Origin of the sequence: Ilumatobacter sp., from assembly GCF_039969435.1 — a bacterium.
GTDB lineage: Bacteria > Actinomycetota > Acidimicrobiia > Acidimicrobiales > Ilumatobacteraceae > Ilumatobacter_A.
This window is the reverse complement of record NZ_JBDVNU010000037.1, coordinates 70,598-91,607: the sequence shown is the minus strand read 5'-3', so window position 1 is coordinate 91,607 and position 21,010 is coordinate 70,598. Positions and strand designations below refer to the sequence as shown.

Annotated in this window: 21 protein-coding genes; 12 read left to right on the top strand and 9 right to left on the bottom strand. The window is 68.9% G+C overall.

All coding sequences use genetic code 11. From position 1 onward, the window contains the following. On the bottom strand, nucleotides 1–1,770 hold a 1,770-nt coding region (locus ABJK40_RS21230; RefSeq protein WP_348478271.1), incomplete at its 3' end, for a biotin carboxylase N-terminal domain-containing protein. A gap of 19 nt (nucleotides 1,771–1,789) precedes the next feature. Between ABJK40_RS21230 and ABJK40_RS21225 the strand changes: the two genes are divergently transcribed. From ABJK40_RS21225 to ABJK40_RS21215, 3 genes are read left to right on the top strand one after another with little or no spacing between them, the layout of a single operon-like run. Further along, nucleotides 1,790–2,611 (top strand): biotin--[acetyl-CoA-carboxylase] ligase, encoded by an 822-nt coding sequence (locus ABJK40_RS21225; RefSeq protein WP_348478270.1) that lies wholly within the window; start codon nucleotides 1,790–1,792, stop codon nucleotides 2,609–2,611. 30 nt (nucleotides 2,612–2,641) lie between these two features. Then, nucleotides 2,642–3,682 (top strand): LCP family protein, encoded by a 1,041-nt coding sequence (locus ABJK40_RS21220; RefSeq protein WP_348478269.1) that lies wholly within the window; start codon nucleotides 2,642–2,644, stop codon nucleotides 3,680–3,682. A 49-nt stretch (nucleotides 3,683–3,731) separates the two neighbouring features. Next, nucleotides 3,732–4,388: a hypothetical protein gene (locus tag ABJK40_RS21215; RefSeq protein WP_348478268.1), complete on the top strand. Its 657-nt coding sequence runs from the start codon at nucleotides 3,732–3,734 to the stop codon at nucleotides 4,386–4,388. Here ABJK40_RS21215 and rfbC read toward each other — a convergent pair. From rfbC to rfbA, 3 genes are read right to left on the bottom strand one after another with little or no spacing between them, the layout of a single operon-like run. Next, on the bottom strand, nucleotides 4,370–4,939 hold the full coding sequence (rfbC, locus tag ABJK40_RS21210; protein ID WP_348478267.1) for a dTDP-4-dehydrorhamnose 3,5-epimerase: 570 nt from the start codon (nucleotides 4,937–4,939) through the stop codon (nucleotides 4,370–4,372). The genes ABJK40_RS21215 and rfbC overlap by 19 nt on opposite strands. Before the next feature lie 4 nt (nucleotides 4,940–4,943). Further along, on the bottom strand, nucleotides 4,944–6,005 hold the full coding sequence (gene rfbB, locus ABJK40_RS21205; RefSeq protein WP_348478266.1) for a dTDP-glucose 4,6-dehydratase: 1,062 nt from the start codon (nucleotides 6,003–6,005) through the stop codon (nucleotides 4,944–4,946). Then, nucleotides 6,002–6,877 (bottom strand): glucose-1-phosphate thymidylyltransferase RfbA, encoded by an 876-nt coding sequence (gene rfbA / locus ABJK40_RS21200; RefSeq protein WP_348478264.1) that lies wholly within the window; start codon nucleotides 6,875–6,877, stop codon nucleotides 6,002–6,004. Before rfbA ends, rfbB begins: the two co-directional genes overlap by 4 nt. A 289-nt stretch (nucleotides 6,878–7,166) precedes the next feature. On the opposite strand from rfbA, the gene rfbD reads away from it, so the two are divergent. Further along, complete coding sequence (gene rfbD, locus ABJK40_RS21195) at nucleotides 7,167–8,030, top strand: dTDP-4-dehydrorhamnose reductase (RefSeq protein ID WP_348478263.1); 864 nt, start codon at nucleotides 7,167–7,169, stop codon at nucleotides 8,028–8,030. A gap of 4 nt (nucleotides 8,031–8,034) precedes the next feature. Here the strand turns inward: rfbD and ABJK40_RS21190 are convergent, their stop codons facing one another. Next, nucleotides 8,035–8,691, bottom strand: coding sequence for a GNAT family protein (locus tag ABJK40_RS21190; protein ID WP_348478262.1), 657 nt, complete (start codon nucleotides 8,689–8,691; stop codon nucleotides 8,035–8,037). A 105-nt stretch (nucleotides 8,692–8,796) separates the two neighbouring features. Between ABJK40_RS21190 and ABJK40_RS21185 the strand changes: the two genes are divergently transcribed. From ABJK40_RS21185 to ABJK40_RS21155, 7 genes are all read left to right on the top strand, one after another. Next, nucleotides 8,797–9,360, top strand: coding sequence for a mismatch-specific DNA-glycosylase (locus ABJK40_RS21185; RefSeq protein WP_348478260.1), 564 nt, complete (start codon nucleotides 8,797–8,799; stop codon nucleotides 9,358–9,360). Nucleotides 9,361–9,420: 60 nt separating this feature from the next. Further along, nucleotides 9,421–10,554: a glycosyltransferase family 1 protein gene (locus tag ABJK40_RS21180; RefSeq protein WP_348478259.1), complete on the top strand. Its 1,134-nt coding sequence runs from the start codon at nucleotides 9,421–9,423 to the stop codon at nucleotides 10,552–10,554. Then, nucleotides 10,551–11,708, top strand: a complete 1,158-nt coding sequence (locus tag ABJK40_RS21175; protein ID WP_348478258.1) for a glycosyltransferase family 1 protein — start codon at nucleotides 10,551–10,553, stop codon at nucleotides 11,706–11,708. The genes ABJK40_RS21180 and ABJK40_RS21175 overlap by 4 nt, the downstream gene beginning before the upstream one ends. An 80-nt stretch (nucleotides 11,709–11,788) precedes the next feature. Next, the gene (locus ABJK40_RS21170; RefSeq protein ID WP_348478256.1) at nucleotides 11,789–12,991 is read left to right on the top strand and encodes a glycosyltransferase family 4 protein; all 1,203 of its coding nucleotides are present in this window, start codon (nucleotides 11,789–11,791) and stop codon (nucleotides 12,989–12,991) included. Nucleotides 12,992–13,029: 38 nt separating this feature from the next. Then, on the top strand, nucleotides 13,030–14,025 hold the full coding sequence (locus ABJK40_RS21165; RefSeq protein ID WP_348478255.1) for a hypothetical protein: 996 nt from the start codon (nucleotides 13,030–13,032) through the stop codon (nucleotides 14,023–14,025). After that, complete coding sequence (locus tag ABJK40_RS21160) at nucleotides 14,025–15,038, top strand: NDP-sugar synthase (protein ID WP_348478254.1); 1,014 nt, start codon at nucleotides 14,025–14,027, stop codon at nucleotides 15,036–15,038. Before ABJK40_RS21165 ends, ABJK40_RS21160 begins: the two co-directional genes overlap by 1 nt. Before the next feature lie 60 nt (nucleotides 15,039–15,098). Then, a complete protein-coding gene (locus ABJK40_RS21155; protein ID WP_348478253.1) occupies nucleotides 15,099–16,007 on the top strand; it encodes an NAD-dependent epimerase/dehydratase family protein in 909 nt (302 codons plus the stop codon). A gap of 48 nt (nucleotides 16,008–16,055) precedes the next feature. On the opposite strand, the gene cofD is transcribed toward ABJK40_RS21155, so the two are convergent. Then, entirely contained in the window at nucleotides 16,056–17,093 is a 1,038-nt protein-coding gene (gene cofD, locus ABJK40_RS21150) for a 2-phospho-L-lactate transferase (protein ID WP_348478252.1), read from the bottom strand. A 1-nt stretch (nucleotide 17,094) separates the two neighbouring features. Further along, complete coding sequence (locus ABJK40_RS21145; RefSeq protein WP_348478251.1) at nucleotides 17,095–18,216, bottom strand: glycosyltransferase family 1 protein; 1,122 nt, start codon at nucleotides 18,214–18,216, stop codon at nucleotides 17,095–17,097. A 97-nt stretch (nucleotides 18,217–18,313) separates the two neighbouring features. Here ABJK40_RS21145 and ABJK40_RS21140 point away from each other — a divergent pair, with 97 nt between their 5' ends. Beyond that, nucleotides 18,314–19,297, top strand: a complete 984-nt coding sequence (locus tag ABJK40_RS21140; protein WP_348478250.1) for a GDP-mannose 4,6-dehydratase — start codon at nucleotides 18,314–18,316, stop codon at nucleotides 19,295–19,297. Nucleotides 19,298–19,324: 27 nt separating this feature from the next. On the opposite strand, the gene ABJK40_RS21135 is transcribed toward ABJK40_RS21140, so the two are convergent. Next, a complete protein-coding gene (locus tag ABJK40_RS21135) occupies nucleotides 19,325–20,731 on the bottom strand; it encodes a hypothetical protein (RefSeq protein ID WP_348478248.1) in 1,407 nt (468 codons plus the stop codon). A 22-nt stretch (nucleotides 20,732–20,753) separates the two neighbouring features. Further along, a complete protein-coding gene (locus tag ABJK40_RS21130; RefSeq protein WP_348478246.1) occupies nucleotides 20,754–20,957 on the bottom strand; it encodes a hypothetical protein in 204 nt (67 codons plus the stop codon). Nucleotides 20,958–21,010: the final 53 nt, after the last annotated feature.

The following is a 21,010-nucleotide window of genomic DNA, read 5'->3' as shown; positions in this document are numbered from 1 at the left end:
CTCGATGACGGCGAGGACGTCGCCACCGCCGACCGTGTCACCGGCGGCGACCCGGATCTCCTTGACCGTGCCCGAGGTCTCGGCGTTGATCTGGTTCTCCATCTTCATCGCCTCCAGTACGAGCAGCCCCGTCCCGGCTTCGACGGCCTGGCCGACCTCCACGAGGACCTTCACGATGGTGCCCTGCATCGGCGCCTCGATCGAGCCGGATGCGGCGCCGCCACCGCCGGCCGATGCCGCACGCTTCTCGCGCTTCTTCACCGGCGCTGCGCCTGCGGCGACGACGGGCTGATCCGGCACCCACATCGACACGTCGAAGCGTTTGCCGTTGACCTCGACGGTCGTGTTGCGACGGACCAGGTCGGGTGCGTCGTCGTCGGTCTGCTCGGGAGCGGTGGATTCGGCCTTGCCGGTGACGCCGGTGAGGTCGAGCGTCTCCTCGACCCACTTGGTCGAGTGGGTCATCGCCGCGAAGTCGGGGTGCTTCAGGATCGCCATGTCGGCGGGGATCGTGGTGGCGACTCCTTCGACGACCAGTTCGTCGAGGGCCCGGATCGTGCGCGCGATGGCGACCTCGCGGGTGCGTCCCCACACGACGAGCTTGCCGACCAGGTTGTCGTAGAACTGGCTGACCTCGTCGCCGGACATGTATCCGGTGTCGAAACGGACACCGAAGCCGTCCGGCGGGACCAACTTGGTGATCGGCCCGGGGGAGGGGAGGAACTTGCCACCGGCAGGATCCTCGGCGTTGATGCGGATCTCGATCGAATGGCCTCGGCGTGCCGCGTCGACCTCGGCCTGCGTCATCGGGAGTTCCTCGCCTGCGGCGACACGGATCTGCCATTCGACGAGGTCGATGTCGGTGATCATCTCGCTCACCGGGTGCTCCACCTGCAGACGTGTGTTCATCTCCAGGAAGAAGAACTCGCCGTCCTGGTAGATGAACTCGACCGTGCCGGCGCCGTAGTAGCCGACCGCCTGCGCGGCCTTGACCGCCGCTTCGCCCATCGCGGCTTCCAGTCCGTCGGGCAGATCGGGTGCGGGGGCCTCCTCGATCAGCTTCTGGTGGCGGCGCTGTGCGGAGCAGTCACGACTCGAGATCCACACACAGTTGCCCTGCTTGTCGCCCACGAGCTGGATCTCCACGTGGCGCGGCCAGGTGAGGTAGCGCTCGACGTACACCTCGTCACGCCCGAAGAAGCTCTTCGCCTCGCGCTGCGCCGACGCGTACGCGTCGTCGACCTCGGCGGCGGACTGCACGATCTTCATCCCGCGACCGCCGCCACCGAAGGCGGCCTTGATGACCGCCGGCCAACCGAACTCGTCGCCGAAGGACCGCACGTCGTCGGGTCCGGTGGCGAACTCGGTCATCCCGGGAACGATCGGGGCGCCGCCGCGCACCGCGGCTTGGCGGCTCGACACCTTGTCGGACATCTCGTCCATCGCCTCGGGCGGCGGTCCGATGAACTCGACACCGAGCGCAGCGACGGCGCGAGCGAAGTCGGGGTTCTCGCTGAAGAATCCGTATCCCGGGTGCACCGCGTCGGCCCCGCTGGTGCGGATCGCGTCGAGCAGCTTGTCCTGGTCGATGTAGCTCTCGGCGGCGGTGGTGCCACCGAGTGCGTAGGCCTCGTCGGCGAGTCGGACGTGGAGCGATTCGCGGTCGAGTTCGGAATAGACGGCGACCGTCTGGATTCCCATCTCGCGCGCGGCGCGGATGACTCGGACGGCGATTTCGCCTCGGTTGGCGATCAGGATCTTCTTCAGCACGGCTGCAAATGTAGAGGCCATGACCGACCGAGCAGGCATTCGCCGTCCGACCGCGCCCGAGCGTCACGGTTGGACGGTGAGAACGGTCGCCGAGACGGGGAGCACGAACGCCGATGTCCTGGCGGGCCTCGAACGCGGCGAGACCCTGGCGCGCACGGTCCTGCGAGCCGATCACCAGACCGCCGGACGCGGTCGTCTGGACCGTCGTTGGGACGCGCCGCCAGGGGCGAATCTGCTCGCCTCGCTGTGTTTTGCCTCGGAGGCCTCGACACCGGGCGGCGTATCGGCGGTGGTCCGACCCGTCGAGCTCACCCAGGCGGTCGGGCTCGCAGCGGTTCTCGCGGTCGACCGCCTCGCTCCCGGAGGTGAACGCTCCGAGGAATCGTCGCGAGCCGGGCTGAAGTGGCCCAACGACGTGCTGCTCGGCGACGCGAAGCTCGCCGGTGTGTTGGCGCAGCGGTCGTCGGGTGGCGAGATCGTCGTCGGGATCGGCATCAACATCGGGTGGGCCCCCGACGCCGCGGCCTGCCTCTCACGCGATCTCGGCGTCGACGTCGAGCCGGCGGAGTTCCTCGACGTGATGCTGACGGAACTCGATGCACACCTCCTCCGTTGCCGAGACGAGCGGCAGAGGCGGTACGTGGAACGCCTGCACACGCTCGGGCGGACGGTGCGGATCCAACTGCCGGCCGGCGACGACGTGGTCGGCGTCGCCGAGGGAATCGACGATTCGGGTCGACTCCTCGTGCGGGAGGCCACCGATACAGGCTCGCCGGGGCAGGTTCGTGCGATCGACGTGGGTGACATCGTGCACCTGCGAACTCCCACGATTGACCAGTGACCCACCCGAGCTGGGTCTAGCGTCGTCCTGATGTACGAAACGAATGCCGGTTCGCACGACTCGACGCGGGACCGTCCCCGTCGACGCACCTCTGCGCCGCTCGGCATCCTGTTCGCCGTCGTCGTCGCGGCGAGCGGCTCGGTGGGCGCGATCTCCGCATTCGAGCGGTCGACCGGTGACATCGCCCAGTTCGAGGACTTCGACGTCGAGGAACTGGCGCCCGTCGACGGGCCGGCGGTCAACTACCTGCTGATCGGTTCGGACAGCCGTGAGGGCGTGGACCCGAATGCCCCCGACGCTGCGGTCGTCGGCGACGTCTCGGGCCGCCGCAGCGACACGATCATGATCCTGCGCCAGGAGGAGGACGGCAACGGAGCGGCGATCCTGAGTCTCAACCGCGACCTCTGGGTCACGCACGCGGACACCGGCCGCCAGCAGCGCATCAACGCCGCCTACAACCGTGGTGCCGACGTGCTCGCCGCCACGATCACCGCCGAGTACGGCATCCCGATCAACCACGTCGTCGACATCAACTTCGTCGGTTTCGAGTCCCTGGTCGAGGCGATCGGCGGGGTCACGATCTGCTTCGAGTTCGAGACGCGTGACACGGGGAGCGGCCTGGCGCAACCACCGGGATGCAACCGACTCGACGGTGCCCAGGCGTTGGCGTACGCCCGAGGACGAAACTACGAGGAGCTGCGCGACGGTGACTGGCGCAAGGAGCCGACGGCCGACCTCGGTCGGGTGCTGCGCCAGCAGAACTTCCTGAGGATCGCCGTCGACGAAGCGCTCAACAAGTTGGCCGGGGACCCGTCGGTCGTGCGCGGCCTCCTCGACGCGGCGGGCCAGTCGTTGGTCCTCGACCCGAACCTCGACCCGATCTCCGCAGCTGGCACGTTGAAGAAGGCGTTCGCCACCGGGCTGAACACCTTCACGCTGCAGGCCGAGGGGGCGAACATCGACGGCAACTCGGTGCTGCTCGCACTCGACACGCCGGAGAACACCGCCGTGCTCGACTACTTCCGCGGATTCGGCGCCCTGCCCGTCCCGCCCACGACGATCCCGGGCTGAGCGCCGGATTCGGGGACGGGGCGACGTCGTGGCACCCACGATTCCGACGATGTTGCCCGACCGCCGCACCTGGCGAGTGGCCGCCGGAGTGGTGGCCGGAGTCGCGATCGCGGCGATCGCGCTGGCGATCGTGATCTACGTGTCGGCGTCCCGTGACATCGCCTTCGGGATCTTCACGGGCGAGTCGAGCCGAGCCGTCGTCGACGACTGGTATGCGGGTCTGCTCTCCGACCTCGGCTTGGCGATCTGGGCGTTCGGGGCGGTCGGATCGTTGCTCGCCGCACTGCTCCACCTGCGTCGAGGCCGACCGGGTGCTGGGTTCTTCGCTGCGATGGGCGTGATCACCGCGTGGCTCGCCGCCGACGACGCGTTCCTGTGGCACGAGGAACTGATTCCCGACACGGTGGGAGTCGACGAGAAGGTCGTGTTCGTCGTGTACGGCGTGGTCACGGTCGCTGCGATGGTCGCCGGACGCTCAACGATCGTCCGGAACCTGTGGTGGGTGCTGGGAACCGCCTGCGTGCTGCTCGCCGGTTCGATCGTGGCCGAGCGGGTCGGCTTCTCGTTGTGGACGACCGACGACGTGGTGAGCGTGTTCAAGTTCATGGGGATCGTCACGTGGACGGCCTTCCTCGTCGAGGCCGCCGTGCACCAGGGCATCGGATCCGCAACGGGCTCGTCCGTCGTTCAGAACATGTCGGGCTGATCGGCGAACCTCGGCGCCACGGCGTCCTTGTCCGACAGGGTCGGCGCGTCGGTTCCGTCCACGCCGTCGACGACGTTCGGCCAGGCGATCGCGAGGTCGGCGTCGTCCCAGCGGATCGACCGCTCGGTGTCGGCGGCGTACGGAGCGGTCACCTTGTACGTCACGTGCACGTCGGCCGTCAGCGTCGCGAACCCGTGGGCGAACCCTGCCGGAACCAGCAGCTGGTTGCCGGCGTCGGCGCTGAGCGTGCGCGTGACGTGTCGGCCGAAGGTCGGCGAGTCGCGACGGATGTCGACGGCCACGTCGAAGATCGAGCCGCGGAGTACGCGCACGAGCTTGTCCTGCGCGAAGGGCGGGAGTTGGTAGTGCAAACCGCGGATCGTGCCCGGCGTCGCCGAGAAGGACTCGTTGTCCTGGACGAAGTCGAGTGCGAGGCCGGCGTCGGCGAACAGGTCGCGGCGATAGGCCTCGGTGAACCATCCCCGGGCGTCACCGCGACGGACGGGGACGACTTCGACGACGTCGGGGATCTCGGTCGGGATGAACTCCATGTCGTCAGCCTCCGAGCCCGCGTCGGTCGTTGGCGCCGCCGGCACGCAGCGGCCCCCACCAGTCCTCGTTGTCGAGGTACCACTGCACCGTGGCGCGCAGACCCGTGTCGAACGTGTGGGTCGGTTCCCACCCGAGGTCGCGCTGGATCTTGCGCTGATCGATCGCGTACCGTCGATCGTGACCCGGCCGGTCCGCGACGAAGGTGATCAGGGAGCGTCGTGGCTCGCCGGACGCGAGCGGCGGCGCCAACTCGTCGACGAGGTCGCAGATCGATTGCACCACCGTGAGATTCGTCTGCTCCGACTTGCCGCCGATGTTGTACGTCTCGCCGGGCACACCGCGCTCGACGACCGTGACCAGCGCTGCGGCGTGGTCCTCCACGTGGAGCCAGTCGCGGATCTGCTGACCGTCGCCGTACACCGGCAACGGCTCACCGAACAGGGCCCGGATGATGACCAGCGGGATCAGCTTCTCGGGGAAGTGGAAAGGGCCGTAGTTGTTGGAGCAGTTCGTCACCAGCACGGGAAGTCCGTACGTCTCGCCCCAGGCGCGCACCAGGTGGTCCGACCCGGCCTTGCTGGCCGAGTAGGGCGATCGCGGGTCGTACGGTGTGGTCTCGGTGAAGCCCGGGTCGTCCGGGCCGAGCGACCCGAACACCTCGTCGGTGGAGATGTGGTGGAACCGCTGCACTCCGGCGACCCGGGAGGCTTCGAGCATCGTGTAGGTGCCGATGAGGTTGGTCTGGACGAACGCGCCGGGTCCGTCGATCGAGCGGTCCACGTGCGATTCGGCCGCGAGGTGCATCACGACGTCGGGTGCGTGTTCGACGAACACCGACGTGATCCGGTCCACGTCGCAGATGTCGGCCTGCTCGAACGTGTGACGCGGGCTGTCGGATGCGGCCTGCGTGCTGCCATGCGTTGCCGCGTACGTCATCTTGTCGACGTTGACGACCTCGTGGTCGGTGTGCCCGATCAGGTGCCGGACCACCGCCGACCCGATGAAGCCCTTGCCGCCGGTGACCAGGATCTTGAGCGGGTCGCCCGCGACGGGGTCGGCGGTCATCGCGATGCTCCATCGAGGCGTTCGAGCAGGTACTGCCCGTAGGTGTTCTTCTCCATCGCCACGCCGGCGGATCGCATCGCGTCGTCGTCGATCCAGCCGTGCTCCCAGGCGATCTCCTCGAGGCAGGCGATCTGGCGGTTCTGGCGATGTTGGATCACCCGGACGAACTCCGACGCCTCGACCATCGAGTCGAAGGTGCCCGTGTCGAGCCATGCGTAGCCACGGTCGAGTTGGGTGACCCGCAGTTCGCCGCGCTGCAGGTACCAGTCGATCACCGAGGTGATCTCCAGTTCGCCGCGAGGCGATGGGCGGACCTCGGCTGCGGCCTCGACGACGTGCTCGTCGAAGTAGTACAGCCCGGTCACGGCCCAGTGCGAGCGTGGGTTCTCGGGCTTCTCCTCGATCGACAGCGCCACGCCGTCGTCGTCGAGCTCCACGATGCCGTACCGCTCGGGATCCTTCACGTGGTAGCCGAAGACGGTGGCACCCACCGGTCGGGTCGCCGCCGATCGGACGGCGTCGGACAGCCCTGCGCCGTAGAACAGATTGTCGCCGAGCACCAGCGAGGCGCCGTGCCCGTCGAGGAAGTCGGCTCCGATCACGAACGCCTGGGCGAGGCCCTCGGGTCGGGGTTGGACGGCGTAGCCGAGCTGCAGACCCCACTGGCTGCCGTCGCCGAGCAGTCGTTCGAAGGCGGGCCGGTCCTCCGGCGTGGTGATGATCAGCACCTCACGCAGCCCGGCGAGCATGTGCACGGACAGGGGGTAGTAGATCATCGGCTTGTCGTAGACGGGGAGGAGTTGCTTCGAGGTCCCCAGGGTGACCGGGTGGAGACGCGAGCCGGTGCCGCCGGCGAGAACGATGCCCTTCATGGCCGGACAGGGTAGGTGGCCCGGTGGGTCGCGCGGTTCCGGTCGACGATCACGCCGCGCGTCGGAAGCGCTCGGTTCCCCGGACCCGTGTACCAGAATGTCAGCCTGGCCTGACGTGATGCGCTGCGGTGTCAGGCTGGCCTGACGTTCAGTCCGTTCGGCTCCCGGAGGACCAACTCTCGGGTGCGGCTCCCGGAGTCGTGCGTGGTCGATGGTGGGCGGACTGATGGGACGGCCCGACCGCCTCATGCGACGGAGTGGTGACGGTTGCGAGGTACTGTCGGCCGCCGTGTCCGACTCGTCGAGGATCCTGGTGACCGGTGCGCGAGGGCAACTCGGCCGCGACGTCGTGCTGGCTCTGGAGGGGGCGGGACGCTCCGTGGTGGGGCTCGATCGGGCGGGCCTCGACATCGGCGAAGTTACGGTTGTCCACGAGGTGATGTCCGAGCTGCGCCCGGCCGCAGTGGTCAACTGCGCTGCGTACACCGCCGTCGACGCGTGCGAGACGAACGTCGAACACGCACACCAGGTGAACGAACACGCCGTTCGCACACTCGCCGAGGCGTGTTCCACCGCCGGGGCCCACCTCGTCCACATCAGCACCGACTACGTGTTCGACGGCATGCTCGACCGCGCCTACCGGGAGGACGACGCCACGAATCCGCAGTCCGTCTACGGGCGATCCAAGCTCGCGGGGGAAGCGGCGGTCACCGACGTCCTCGGTGACGGCGGCACGATCGTGCGCACGTCCTGGGTGTGTGGCGAACACGGCAGCAACATGGTCAAGCTGGTGCGTCGCCTGGCGTCGACCGGGGCGCCGATGTCCTTCGTCGACGATCAGCGCGGCTGCCCCACGTTCACGGCCGACCTGGCACCGGCACTGGTTCGGCTCGCGGACGAACGGATCGGCGGCGTGTTCCACCTGACCAACGCAGGGGCCGTCAGCTGGTACGAGTTCGTCGGCGACATCCTCGATGCGTCGGGCCACGACCGTTCGATGGTCAGCCCGATCTCGACGGATGAACTCGACCCGCCCCGACCGGCGCCTCGTCCGGCGAACAGCGAACTCGCGAACGACCGTTGGGCCGCGACGGGTCACTCGCCGCTGCGCCACTACCGCGAGCCCCTCGTCGAACTCGCCGCTCGCCTCTGACGGATCAGCGCACGAGATCGAGCAGGCCGAGGAGATCGAGCGCCGGTTCGACTCCGTGCAGGGTGATGTCGTCCCGGCGCAGAGTCGCGAAGTGTGTGCTGTCCATCTCGTAGCCGACCAGGTCCGTCGCCACACCCTCGCGGACGGCTCTGCGGGTACCTTGGTATCGGTAGCCGAGCGAACGCGTCACGCCCTGCGACGGGCCGTTGTCGTGCCAGAACCCGGTGGTCGCGACCTCGGCTCCGAAGCCGTCGAATCCGAGTGTCAGCGTGGCCAGACGCATCTCCTTGCCGAGTCCGCGCCCCTGGAACGGACGCCCGAGCCACGACCCGGTGGTCACCTGACGCAACACGGGGAACTCGTCGGCCATGAGGTCCGATGCGCCGACCACCTCTCCGTCGACGATCACCGCCAGGGGCAGGCGGAACGAGTCGCGTCGGGCCTCGGCTCGACTTCGCCAGTGGAATCGGAGCGCCTCGGAGTGCAGTTGTGGCGCCTCGAGCCTGGTCCACGGAACGGAGAACGGCATGAAGTCGTCGTCGTGGATGCCGGCGGCGGCGACGTCGAGCATCTCGACGAGGAGGTCGTCGTCCGGGTAGCGCAGCGTGAGCAGCGGCGTGCGGACCTCGAGGTCGAACAGCGGCCAGTGCGACGATGCCATGCAACATCATCGCAGTCGTCCCGCCTCGTGATCGGCACGAGTTTCGTCGGCCGATACCGTCCGGTCGGAGATGCGAGCCGAACGACGATGGTGATCTGACGGACCATGGGCTTCACACGCTCGGAACTCGAGTCGTTCGTCGGCGCCACCGTCGACGATCTCATCGGGCCGGGCTGTCGTCTGCTTTTCGTCGGGATCAACCCCGGCCTCTGGACCGCCGCCACGAAGACCCACTTCGCCTATCCGGGCAATCGCTTCTACCCGGCGCTGTTGCAGGCCGGGATCATCGAGCGCGAGATCGACCGGGGTGTCGGGATGTCGGCGGAGGACCGAGCGCATCTGATCGATCGCGGCATCGGCATCACGAACGTCGCACATCGGGCGACCGCCAAGGCGTCCGAGTTGACGAAGCAGGAACTCGTCGACGGCGGTGAGGTCCTGCGAGCCTTCGTGCGATGCCATCGACCCGACGTCGTGGCCGTCGCCGGGATCACGGCGTACCGCACGGCCTTCGGTGAGCCGAAGGCGGTCATGGGTGAGCATCCCGACGGATTCGAGGGCTCACGACTGTGGATCGTGCCGAACCCGAGTGGGCTCAACGCACACGAGACCGTCGACTCGCTCGCGGTTGCCTATCGCGATGCCGCCCGCGCCGCCTCGATCGTCTGATCGTCTGATCGTCCGGACGGGTCACCCGCGAGCGGAGCACGTGGTGCGACACTGGGGCAGGTGGACACCGTCGACACGAAGGCAGCGCTCCGGGTCGCGTACACCGTCGAGCAGTCGTGGCACCGGGTCCCCGGGGGAACCGCGGTCGCCGCGCTGCGGGTCGCCCGTGAGTTCCTGTCGAACCCCGAGTTCGCCGACGAGGTCGACCTGCGACTCGTGGCGGGAAAGCACCCGGCTGCCCCGAGCGACCTCTACGTACCGCCTGCCCCGGTCGCGATGCTGCCGCTGGGGCGTCGGATGCTCTACGCCGGATGGACCCGCCTCAACTGGCCCAGGGTCGAATCGGTCACTGGCCACGTCGACGTCGTCCACGCCACCGGGCTGATCCCGGCGGGCACTGCGGCGCCACTCGTGGTCACCGTGCACGACCTCGCCTTCCTGCACACGCCCGAGAAGTTCTCGCGACGTGGAGCGATGCTGATGAAGCGCAGCATCGAGACCACCCGGCGACGTGCCCGACTCGTCATCTGTTCCAGCCGGTCCACGTTCGACGACTGCGTCGCACACGGCTTCGACCCGGGCCGGCTCCGACTCGTGCCGCTCGGAGTCGATGCCACACCGGCGACCGCCGACGAGATCGACACGGCGAGAGCGAACCACGGACTGCCCGACGAGTTCGTCCTGTTCGTCGGCACGTTGGAGCCCCGCAAGAACCTGAGCCGTCTGGTCGAAGCGATGTCGGCGGCGCGCTCGGACGGCCTCGATCTCCCGCTGATCGTGGTCGGTGCCGACGGGTGGGGCGACGTGCGGTCCGGCGTCGACGACCCCCGTGTCCGTTTCCTCGGGTCGGTGTCCGACACCGACCTCCGCGGGATCTTCGCAGCGGCGTCGGTCATGGCGTACCCCAGTGAGCACGAGGGATTCGGCCTCCCGGTGATCGAAGCGATGGCGCAGGGCACCGCCGTCGTCACCAGTCGCGGCACGTCCACCGAGGAGGTGGCGGGTGGTGCCGCCGTCCTCGTCGACCCCTTCGACGTCGGCGACATCGCCCGCGGTCTCGCCGAGGCCCTTCGGCGCCGCGACGAACTCGCCGGTCCGGGCAGGGCGCGGGCGAGCGAGCTCACCTGGGAGCAAGCGGCACGGACCACCCTCGCCGTCTACCGCGAGGCTGCGTACAGTGAGACGGATTCATGAGCAACCTCCCCGTCGCCAGCGTGTTCGACACGTCGAGCCTGTCCGCCACCGACGTCGCGGTCAACCTGCTGTGGTGCGTGCCTGGTGACGTCGGCGGATCCGAGCAGTACCTCGTCCGACAACTGGTCGGCCTCGCCGCGCAGCCGGCCGGTTTCGTCCCGACGATCTACTGCGTGCCGTCGTTCGTCGACGCCCACCCCGAACTTGCGCATCTCTACCCGATGGTCACGGCGAGCATCACCGGCCACGACCGCAAACGGCGGGTGCTGGCGGAACACACGTGGCTCGCTCGTCGGACCCGATCGGCCGACCTGGTGCACCACGGCGGCGGAACCGTCCCGAAGGTGGGTGGGGGGCCGATCGTGCTGACCATCCACGACCTGCAGTACGAGACGTATCCGGAGTACGTGAGCGCGGCGAAGCTGCGGTACCTGCGAGCCGTCATGCCACGGTCGGTGGCGCGCGCGTCGGTCATCGCGGTCCCGACCGAGTACGTCCGGTCCACCGTGGTCGACCGGTTCGACGTCGACCCGGAACGGGTCGTGGTGGTGTGTCACGGCGTCGAGCCCGACATCGGCAGCGGCGCCCGCACCGAGTTCGAGCTCCGGCGGGACTACGGGCTGGGCAGCGGTCGCGTGCTCGTCCTGCCGGCCATCACCCACCCGCACAAGGGCCACGAGTTCCTCCTCGACGTGATGGCCGAGCACTGGAAGGACCCCGAACTCCGGCTCGTGCTGCTCGGGGGACGTGGGCTCGCCGACGCGGCCGTCGGGCGCGCCATCGTGAAACGGAAGTTGGGGGACCGGGTGATCCGCCCCGGGCGGGTCAGCGACGACGACCGTGACGGCTTGATCCGCCTGGCTCACGCCCTCGTCTTCCCCAGCCAGTACGAGGGGTTCGGTGCCCCGGTGGTCGAGGCGATGGCGCTCGGCACGCCGGTCGTGTGCTCCGATCAGGCGGCGCTCGTGGAGGTCGTCGGTGACGCCGGCCTCGTGCTGCCGCTCGACGGCGAGGCCTGGGCGGACGCACTGGACCGGGTCGATGCCGACGGCGACGCCATGCGCCGAGCGGGTCAACGGCGGGCGGCCACGTTCACGGCCGTGAAGTCGGGGGAGGGACTCGCCCACGCCTACCGACTGGCGGCCGGGCACTGATGGGTCGCCGACGCCCCGACGTCGGGGTGGTCGTGATCTGTCCGCACTTCGCACCGGACAACGCGCCGACGGGCACCGTCATGACCCGCATCGTCGGCGAGCTCGTCGCGCTCGGCCATCGCGTCCACGTCGTGACGGCCCTGCCCTGGTACCGCACGCACTCGATCGAGGAGGGGTGGACGGGGTCGTGGATCCGCCGGGAGGACACCCCGTGGGGTTCGATCACGCGCGTCCATCCGTTCCCGGGCGACGACAAGTCGAACCTCGTGCGGCGAGCGGTCGGCTTCATCGGCTACTCGGTGCTCGCCGGCATCCAGGGTCTGCGTGCCGGAGGATGGTTCCGGCGCGCGGAAGCGGTGATCGCCATGTCGCCGCCGTTGACCCTCGGCCTGACCGGTCGGGTCGTGGCGACGATGCGCCGGGCGCCGCTCGTGTTCAACATCCAGGACGTGTTCCCCGATGCCGCGATCGAGACCGGCGCGATCACCAACCGCTACGTCATCGGCGCTGCCCGATGGCTCGAACGGGTGAGCTACCGGTCGGCCGACGCGGTGACGGTGCTGTCGAGCGACCTCGGCGACAACGTGCGGGCCAAACTCCCGGCGCGTCGGGCGGATCGTGTCCACGAGATCCCCAACTTCGTCGACACCGAGGCGATCGCCCCCCTGGACCGCCTCACGTCGTACCGCTCCGAGTTGGCATTGGGGGAAGGACCGGTGGTCCTCTACGGAGGCAACGTCGGTTTCTCGCAGTCGCTCGAGCTGGTCCTCGGTGCCGCCCGGGCGTTGCCCGACGTGCAGTTCCTCGTGAACGGCGACGGCGCCGCCCGGACCTCGCTCGAAGCCTCGGCGACCGACCTGCCCAACGTCACGTTCCGCGGCTACATCGCCCCCGACCTCCTCGGCGAGCTGCTGGCGACGGGCGACATCCACGTCGTCCCGCTCAAAGCCGGACTCGGTCGTGTGTCGGTGCCGTCGAAGACGTACTCGATCATGGCGGCCGGTCGGCCCGTCCTCGCCGCCATCGATCCCGACACGGCGGTCCCGAGGATCCTCCAGGAGTCGGGTGGTGGCGTCGCCGTGGTCCCCGACGACCTCGACGCCTTCGTCGCAGCGCTCGTCGAGATGTTGGCCGATCCCGACGGAACGGCGGCGATGGGGCGACGCGGACGGGCATGGGCGGTGGCCAACGCATCTCCCGCGGCCGTGGGTCGGGCCTACAGCGAACTGGTCGCCGACCTCGTGTCACCACGTGCGGTTCCGCGCGCACAGCAGCGGGGCTGAACTCTGAACCCGGCCGCTCACCGCTAGCCTCGCTGCCTGTGGCAACCTCCTCGTCATCCACCAAGAAGGCCGCGCGCCTCGCCCAGAAGGGCAAGGGTCAGAAGGTCCGGTTCCAGGGCGGAACCCTCTTCCCGGTCGTCGTGGCACTGGTCATCGTGCTCGGTTTCGGTCTCATCGCGTACGCCCGCCAGTCCCGTCCGGCCGCCGACGCCTCGGCGCCCACGATCAACGACCACTGGCACCACGTCTACGGTTTCTACATCTGCGGCGAGTGGGTGCAGCTGAACGGTGACGGCGAAGGCCGTGACGCCAGTGGCCGCCCGACGAACGTGGACTACGCCCGATCGGGGATCCACAGCCACGACGACGGGCTCATCCACTGGCACCCCTTCTCCTCGGCATCCGTGGGCCGCCGGGCCGATCTGGGTGTCTTCCTGCGGACGTTCGGAGTCGAGCTGTCGAACGACGTGCTTCAGTTCCCGGAGGATCAGCGAGCTCAACTCCCGGCCGGCTTCCAGGAGGACGGCCGCTTCGAGTCCGACGAGACCCAGTGCCCCGCCACCGACGGCGGTGACGCCGAGACCGGCCGCCTCCAGGTGGTCCGCTGGGACAACATCGACTCGACCGGCGACGGCACCACCTTCATCGCCGGTTTCGACGGGGTCGCGCTCGACCGGGACGCCATGGCCGTCGTCATCGCGTTCGTCCCCGACGGCACCGACATCGAGAAGCCGCCGTGGACGATCGACTTCGCCCAGAACGTCCTCAACGACGCGAACCAGCAGACCCCTGACGAACTGTTCCCCGGTGCCGACGTGAGCCCCGATGGTGACGTCACGGTCGGCTCGGCACCTCTCGAACAGGACGACGTCGGCCCGGAGGTCGACGACGTCGCGAGCACCGATCCCGACGTCGCGAGCACCGATCCCGAGGTCGCGAGCACCGATCCCGACGTCGTCAGTGACACCCTCGTCCAAGGCGAGCCGGCCGACAGCGAACCCTCAGCGACCGAGCCGCCCACCAGCGACGGCTGATGCACGCCGTCGTCCTCGTCGGAGGCTTCGGGACGCGGCTGCGCCCGCTCACCAACGACGTACCCAAGCCGATGCTGCCGATCGGTCACGTGCCCATGATCGAGCGTCTCGTGAACCGCCTCGCACGAGGCGGGGTCACCGACGTCGTGCTCGCGCTGGGCTTCAAGCCCGAACCGTTCATGGCGGCGTTCCCCGACGGCCGATGTGGCGACGTGCAACTCACCTATGCGGTCGAACCCGAACCGCTCGACACCGGTGGTGCCATCCGCTTCGCTGCCGACGTCGCCGGGATCGACTCGACCTTCGTCGTCGCGAACGGCGACGTCCTCACCGATCTCGACGTCGCCGAGCTGATCGACGCGCACCGCACGTCGAACGCCGTGGCCACGCTGCACCTGATCGGCGTGGACGACCCGTCCGCTTTCGGCGTGGTCGAGCTGGACGACCCGGAGTGCACCGGGCGGGGTCCGATCCGCCAGTTCGTCGAGAAACCGGCACGCGGCACCGAGCCGAGCAACCTGATCAACGCAGGGACCTACGTCTTCGAACCGTCGGTGCTCGACCTCATCCCGTCCGGCGAGCGGTGGTCGATCGAACGCGACACGTTCCCGGAACTGGTCGCCGCGGGCTCCATCCACGGCGTCGCCACGACCGACTACTGGATCGATGCCGGCGTGCCGGACCTCTACCGTGCCGCCAATCTCGATCTGCTCGGCCACGGCCGCGTCCACGACTCCTGTGAGGCGATCGCCGCCGGTGCCACGGTCGATCCCGGTGCCACGGTGATGAACTGCATCGTCGGCGACGGCGCGGTCATCGAGGGCGGAACGACCACCGTCGTCGATTCGGTGATCCTCCCGGGCGCCTTCGTCGGGCGTGGAGCCCAGGTCGAGTCCTCGATCGTGATGGGTCGGATCGAGGCGGACGCCACCGTGATCGAGGCGATCATCGGTGCCGACGGGGTCGTCGAAGCCGGTGACCACGTCGCGTTCGACACCGTCCCCCCGGTCTGAACGCCGACGACGGTCCGTGCCGTCACCGACTCGACGGGCTCACTCCCGTAGCCTGACCCGGTGCGGATCGCGGTCATCGGGGGAGCGGGGTTCATCGGTTCCCACCTCGTCGACCGACTGTTGGCCGAGGGCCACGAGGTCGATGTCGTCGACGACCTGTCGAGCGGGACGCTCGCCAACCTGGCCGAGGCCCGCCAGGCCGGAGGGTCGGTTGCCGCCGGGTCGCTCAAGATCCACCACATCGACGCGTTGTCCTCGTCCGCAGCCTCGCTCTTCGGGATGCGTCGACCGGAACTCGTGTACCAACTCGCTCTCTTCCCGCGTCACGACTCGTCGGCGCGAGCCCAGGGACGGGGTTTCGAGTCGGCGCTGGCGGTGATGGAGGCGGCTCGCGAACACTCGGTCACGAAGGTCATCGCGACGGTGCCGGCCTCGTCGCTCTACGGGCATCCGGCGACCTCGGCGCTTCCGGCCAAGGAGGGCGAACTGACGCCCCGCGGTGTGCGGGGCGTGGTCGCACGCGCCGTGATCGACCTGATGTCGACCTATCGCGAACGGAACATGATCGAGTTCACGGCGTTGGCGCTCGCCTCGGTCTACGGGCCGCGGCAAGCCGCCCGGGGCGGGGTGGTGGCGGCGTTCGCCGCCGCTCACCGTGAGGGCACTCCGCCTCGCTTCGACGGTGACGGCCGCCAGACCCGCGACTTCCTCTACATCGACGACGCCGTCGACGCGCTGGTGCGAGCGGGCGAACGTGGCAGCGGCCTCGTGATCAACATCGGCACGGGAACCCAGACGACGGTGCGCGAGCTCTGGTCGGCGATCAGCGGTGGAGCTGGCCCCGAGCCGCACGTCGCACTGGCGCGCTCCGACGAACTCCTGCGCTTCGCCGTGTCGCCGGTACGAGCGAGGATCCACCTCGGCTGGTCCCCCTGGACCGACCTCCGCGACGGCCTCGCCCACCTCTGAGCGGTCGATCTGTCATCCGGTGTCAGACACCGTTTGACAGGCGGTCTGTCATTCGATGTCCGACACCGTTCGACCGGCGGCGAGGGTGATGCGGGCGAGGTCGGCAGCGAGGGAGGGGGTGGACATGATCGACGGGGCGACGACGCAGCGCATCCCGGCTCGTTCGACCTCGTCGGCCAGGTGTTCGTCGACGGTGTCGACCACCAGCACCGACGCGATGTCGGCGTACAGCCGAGCGACCCCCACGACGCTCGCCTCGAAGCCCAGTTCGACCAGCATCCGGTCCGCCGGACCCTTGAGCGCGGCACCGCCGACGATGGGCGAGACCGCCACGGTGTCGGTGCGCCGTGAGGCGAGGAGTTCGTCGACTCCGGGCAGCGAACGCATCGGCCCGATGGACACGATGGGGTTCGACGGTGCGATGACGATCGTGCGGGCGTCGGTGAACGCACGGCGTGCGGTGTCGGAGAGCCGGGCGTCACCGTCGAAACGCACGGCCTGGACCGCGACGGAGTGCCGCAGTCGCACGAAGTAGTCCTGGAACGACACGTCGGTGGGAGCCTCGCCGTCGACCGCGGCGAGCGTGACGACCGTCGAGCAGCGATCGTCGGTCATCGGCACGATGTTCAGTCGCAGACCCCATGCCCTGGCGATCTCGGCGGTGATCTCGGTGAGTGATGCGCCCTCGCGCCGTCGGGCTGTCCGGTAGAAGTGCGTGGCGAGGTCCTGGTCGCCGAGGTTGAACCACCGGGGTGCGGCCGCCGACCCCTCCGGTCGCACGGTGGCGTACCGCTCGAGCGACTCCATCGCACGCCACGACTCGTCGACGAGCCCCCATCCGCGCTCGGGGTCGATCGCCCCGGCGAGGGTGTAGGTCACCGTGTCGAGATCGGGCGAGATGTCCAGACCGTGCAGCACGGTGTCGTCACCGGTGTTCACCACGGCGGTGATCCGTTCGTGGTCGACGACGTCCATGAGGCCCCGCAGGAAGCGGGCGGCACCGACACCCCCCGACACGACGGCGACGGATCCGGCGGCGGATCCGGAATCGGATTGGGGATCGAAGGAGGGGGTCGCGTCGTTCACGTCAGGCCTCCTCGGCGAGTCGGTGGTAGAGCGTGCGCAGGTCGCGTGCGGTGGAGTCCCACGAGAATCTCTCGACGTTGCGCCTGCCGAGCCGGATCAGTCGGTCGCGCTGGGACTCGCTGGTGAGCACCCAGTACAGGTTGGCGGCCAGCGCATCGACGTCGGACGGCAGGCTGAGCAGCACTGCCGAACCGCCGATCTCGGGGATCGATCCGGCGGAACTCGCCACGACCGGCGTGCCTGCGAGTTGGGCTTCGAGGATCGGGAAGCCGAAGCCTTCGTCGAGCGACGGGTACGCCAGAGCGGTCGCATGGTGCAGGAGCCAATGCTTGGCGGCGTCGTCGACCGTGGTCATGCGGTGCACCCGGTGTCGGATCGCGGGATCCAGACGGGCGAGTGCTCGGGCAACGGCTCCCGCATCGTCGCCGTCGCGTCCGGCGAGCACGAGCCTGACCGATTCGTGCTCGGTGCCGAGCCGTGCGAACGCGTCGATCAGGCGCGGAAGGTTCTTGCGTCGTTCGGCAGTGCCGATGGACAGCACGAACGGTGTGGTCTCCAGAACGGATTCGACCGATGGCGGCCGGTCGGTGACGGTCGTCGCCGGCGTCAGCGGTGGGCCGAGACGGATCGTGACCGGCTCGACCGCCAGGATCTCGCGCACCCGATCCGACGTGGCCGTCGAACTGGTCACGACGGTCGCGCCCTGCTCGACCGCACGCCGCAGCACCCTGCCCGCCCGATCGACATCGGGGTGCGCCTCGTCGGGGTGATCGAGGAACCAGCAGTCGTACACGCTGACCACCTGTGGTGCCGTCGACGGTGGGACGACGTAGTTCGTCCCGTGGACGACATCGGGCTGCCCGAGGAATCGGTCCATCCTCCACCTCGTCGTCCTGCCCCACAGCCGGTGCGCGAGAGCAGCAGGAATCGGGAGGCGCCGTTCACCCGGAGAGGTCCTGGCGCGCAGCGACGTGACGTAGGGGACGAGATCGATGCCGGGACCGGTGTCCGCGTCGGAGTCGGATCGGGGGGCACGCAGCGCGCTGATCGTCCAGTCGACGGCGTTGCCGATCCCGCTGCGCGGGCCGTGCAGCGGGCCCGAATCGATCGCAACGGTGAGCACCCGTGCAGCGTACCGAGCCCGCCGCGTCCGCTCGCCGGTGCCACGACCCGCGGGTGTCCATCCCGGTCGACCGGCTTCCCTCATAGACTCGCCCGCCATGCCACGTGCCTTCATCACCGGGATCACCGGCCAAGACGGATTCCATCTCGCCGAGTTCCTGCACGACAAGGGCTACGACGTCTACGGGATGGTCAAGGGTCAGAACAATCCGCGCGCGGCCAAGCTGCAGGAGGAGCTGCCGTTCCTCGAACTCGTGCCCGGCGACCTCGCCGATCTGCCGTCACTCGTGGCCGCACTCCAGATCGCGCAGCCCGACGAGGTCTACAACCTCGGCGCGATCAGCTTCGTCGCCCTGTCGTTCTCCCAGGCCGAGCTCACCGCGAACATCACCGGTCTCGGGGTGCTGCGGATGCTCGAAGCGATCCGGATGGTCGGCGGAACCCAGAACAACCCGATCCGCTTCTACCAGGCGTCGTCGTCGGAGATGTTCGGCAAGGTGCGCGAGACCCCGCAGACCGAGCTCACACCGTTCCACCCGCGCAGCCCGTACGGGTGCGCCAAGGTGTTCGGTCACGACATCGTCGTGAACTACCGCGAGTCCTACGACCTGTTCGCCTGCTCCGGCATCCTGTTCAACCACGAGGGACCGCGACGCGGTCTCGAGTTCGTCACCCGCAAGGTCACCAACGCCGCAGCACGCATCAAGCTCGGCCTCCAGCACGAACTGGTCATGGGCACGCTCGATGCGAAGCGCGACTGGGGCTACGCAGGCGACTACGTCAAGGGCATGTGGATGATGCTGCAACAGGACCAGCCCGACGACTTCGTGCTGGCCACGGGTGAGACGCAGTCGGTGCAGGATCTGGTGGAGTTGTCGTTCGCGGCCGTCGGGATCGACGACTGGCAGCAGTACGTCCGCCAGGACCCGAAGTTCTACCGGCCCGCCGAGGTCGATCTGCTCATCGGCGACCCGGCGAAGGCGAAGGCGCAGCTCGGTTGGGAACCCGAGGTCGACTTCTCGACGTTGATCCACATGATGGTCGAGAACGACCTCGCCATCGAAGCCGCCAAGGGTCGCTGATCGACCGATCCGTCGCCGCCCGATCGATCAGTTGCTCAGGGTCGCTGCTTCGACGAGTGAGTCGGGATCGGGGTCGGCCCCCGAGTCGAGCTTCCACTTGAGGGCGATCCCGAACGAACACATCGCCACGAGTGACGACGCCAGGAGCCCGTACTCGACGCGCCGGAACAGCTCGTCGTGCGAGAGCCAGGTGACGATCACGAACGTGGCGACGCCGAGTCCCCAACCGAGCGCCACCAGTGCATGCCCGCGGAGCGCGATCACGGCCTGGCCCAGGGCCAGGGCCATCATGTAGATGCCGCTCGCGAGTGCCAGGGCTGCCAGCGTGCGCCCGCCCAACTCCGCCTGGTAGACGAGATCGATCGCGAACGGTCCGAGGAGGAAGGCGCCGCCGGTCCCGACTGCCCCGACCCCGACGACCACGAGCGCGAGGCGCTTCATGCCCGAGCGGAACTCGACGAGTTCACCACGTGCCGCCAGTCCACTCAGACCCGGCAGGAGCGCAGCCTGCACCGCCTGGAACAGGAACAGCGGAACCCGTGCGAGCAGCACGCCGTAGGAGAACGTCGTGACGAATCCGTCCTCGTTGTCGCTCGCGAGCAGGGTCACGGTGATCGGACCCGCGTTGAGGAGCGTGGCCGCGAACACCGAACCGAGCAGGAGCCAGCCGAGATTCGGGGTGACTTCGCTCCACGTCGCCTCGCTGCCGACGTCGTCGGGTTCGGCCGCGCTCGAAGTAGCCGCATCGAGGGGGGTGTATCCGGCGGGAGTGTCGGTGCCGACCACGCGACGGTCGCGCATGATCGGGCGGAGCGCGCCACGACGCCAGACCCACGCGACGGCGAACAGGGGCGACAGGGCGACGGCGAACCCGTAGGCGCCCGCGGCCTTGATCCCGACGAGGGCGAGGGCGAGGCAGAGCAGGATGCGAACGACCCCGTCCGAGCCCATGATGACGGCGTAGTCCTTGAATCGCCCGCTCCCGGAACAGATACCGCGAGCGAGGTGGGCGGGCGCGTAGGCGACGAAGGTCCCGACCAGTGCTGCGACCATCCACCAGTCGCCGTCGAAGTAGTCACTTGCGATGAGCGGGGAGGCGGCGAGGATGGCGATCACCACGACCGCCGTGAGTCCGGCCCCGAGGCGTGCGACCTTCTGGATGACCGGCCCGGTGCCGTCGCCGGTGGCTCGACGGTGGGCGAGTGCACGCCCGAGTTCCTGCTCGAGCGGGAGGAAGAAGCCGGGTGCCAGTGCGAAGGTGGCGAACCAGAGCGACACGATCGGGGCGAACTCGTCCTCGCCGCCGACGGCGAGCGTGCCGATCCGGAGGAAGGCGTAGGTGGCGACACCGGCGATGAGCAGCGCGATCCCGACCGGAACGGTCCCGTCGGGGACGGGCATGCGGCGGACGGGCGCGGAAGTGGTGGTCGTCACGTCGTGGTGCCTGTCGTCCAGCTCAGCGCTGGAGCGATTTTTCGATCTCTCGGCGACGCACCTGGACCCGTTGGTACGCCAGGATTCCGAGTCCGACGGCGGTGTACACGGCTTCCTTGCTGATCTCCACCGCCGCTGATGTCACTGCGTCGCTCACGCCGCGGGCCTGGCGGACGGCGGGCTCGAGGGCGGAGCCGGTGAGATCCACCGACGGGAACGCATCCATCGACACAATCTACCAAGACGCGTCCCCGCCTGCCCGCGGCCTGCCGACCGCGC

Coding starts and splice junctions, on each gene's coding strand:
- ABJK40_RS21225 (WP_348478270.1), top strand. CDS start 1,790: ATGACCGACCGAGCAGGCATTCGCCGTCCGACCGCGCCCGAGCGTCAC.
- ABJK40_RS21220 (WP_348478269.1), top strand. CDS start 2,642: ATGTACGAAACGAATGCCGGTTCGCACGACTCGACGCGGGACCGTCCC.
- ABJK40_RS21215 (WP_348478268.1), top strand. CDS start 3,732: ATGTTGCCCGACCGCCGCACCTGGCGAGTGGCCGCCGGAGTGGTGGCC.
- rfbC (WP_348478267.1), bottom strand. CDS start 4,939: ATGGAGTTCATCCCGACCGAGATCCCCGACGTCGTCGAAGTCGTCCCC.
- rfbB (WP_348478266.1), bottom strand. CDS start 6,005: ATGACCGCCGACCCCGTCGCGGGCGACCCGCTCAAGATCCTGGTCACC.
- rfbA (WP_348478264.1), bottom strand. CDS start 6,877: ATGAAGGGCATCGTTCTCGCCGGCGGCACCGGCTCGCGTCTCCACCCG.
- ABJK40_RS21190 (WP_348478262.1), bottom strand. CDS start 8,691: ATGGCATCGTCGCACTGGCCGCTGTTCGACCTCGAGGTCCGCACGCCG.
- ABJK40_RS21185 (WP_348478260.1), top strand. CDS start 8,797: ATGGGCTTCACACGCTCGGAACTCGAGTCGTTCGTCGGCGCCACCGTC.
- ABJK40_RS21175 (WP_348478258.1), top strand. CDS start 10,551: ATGAGCAACCTCCCCGTCGCCAGCGTGTTCGACACGTCGAGCCTGTCC.
- ABJK40_RS21170 (WP_348478256.1), top strand. CDS start 11,789: ATGACCCGCATCGTCGGCGAGCTCGTCGCGCTCGGCCATCGCGTCCAC.
- ABJK40_RS21160 (WP_348478254.1), top strand. CDS start 14,025: ATGCACGCCGTCGTCCTCGTCGGAGGCTTCGGGACGCGGCTGCGCCCG.
- ABJK40_RS21140 (WP_348478250.1), top strand. CDS start 18,314: ATGCCACGTGCCTTCATCACCGGGATCACCGGCCAAGACGGATTCCAT.
- ABJK40_RS21130 (WP_348478246.1), bottom strand. CDS start 20,957: ATGGATGCGTTCCCGTCGGTGGATCTCACCGGCTCCGCCCTCGAGCCC.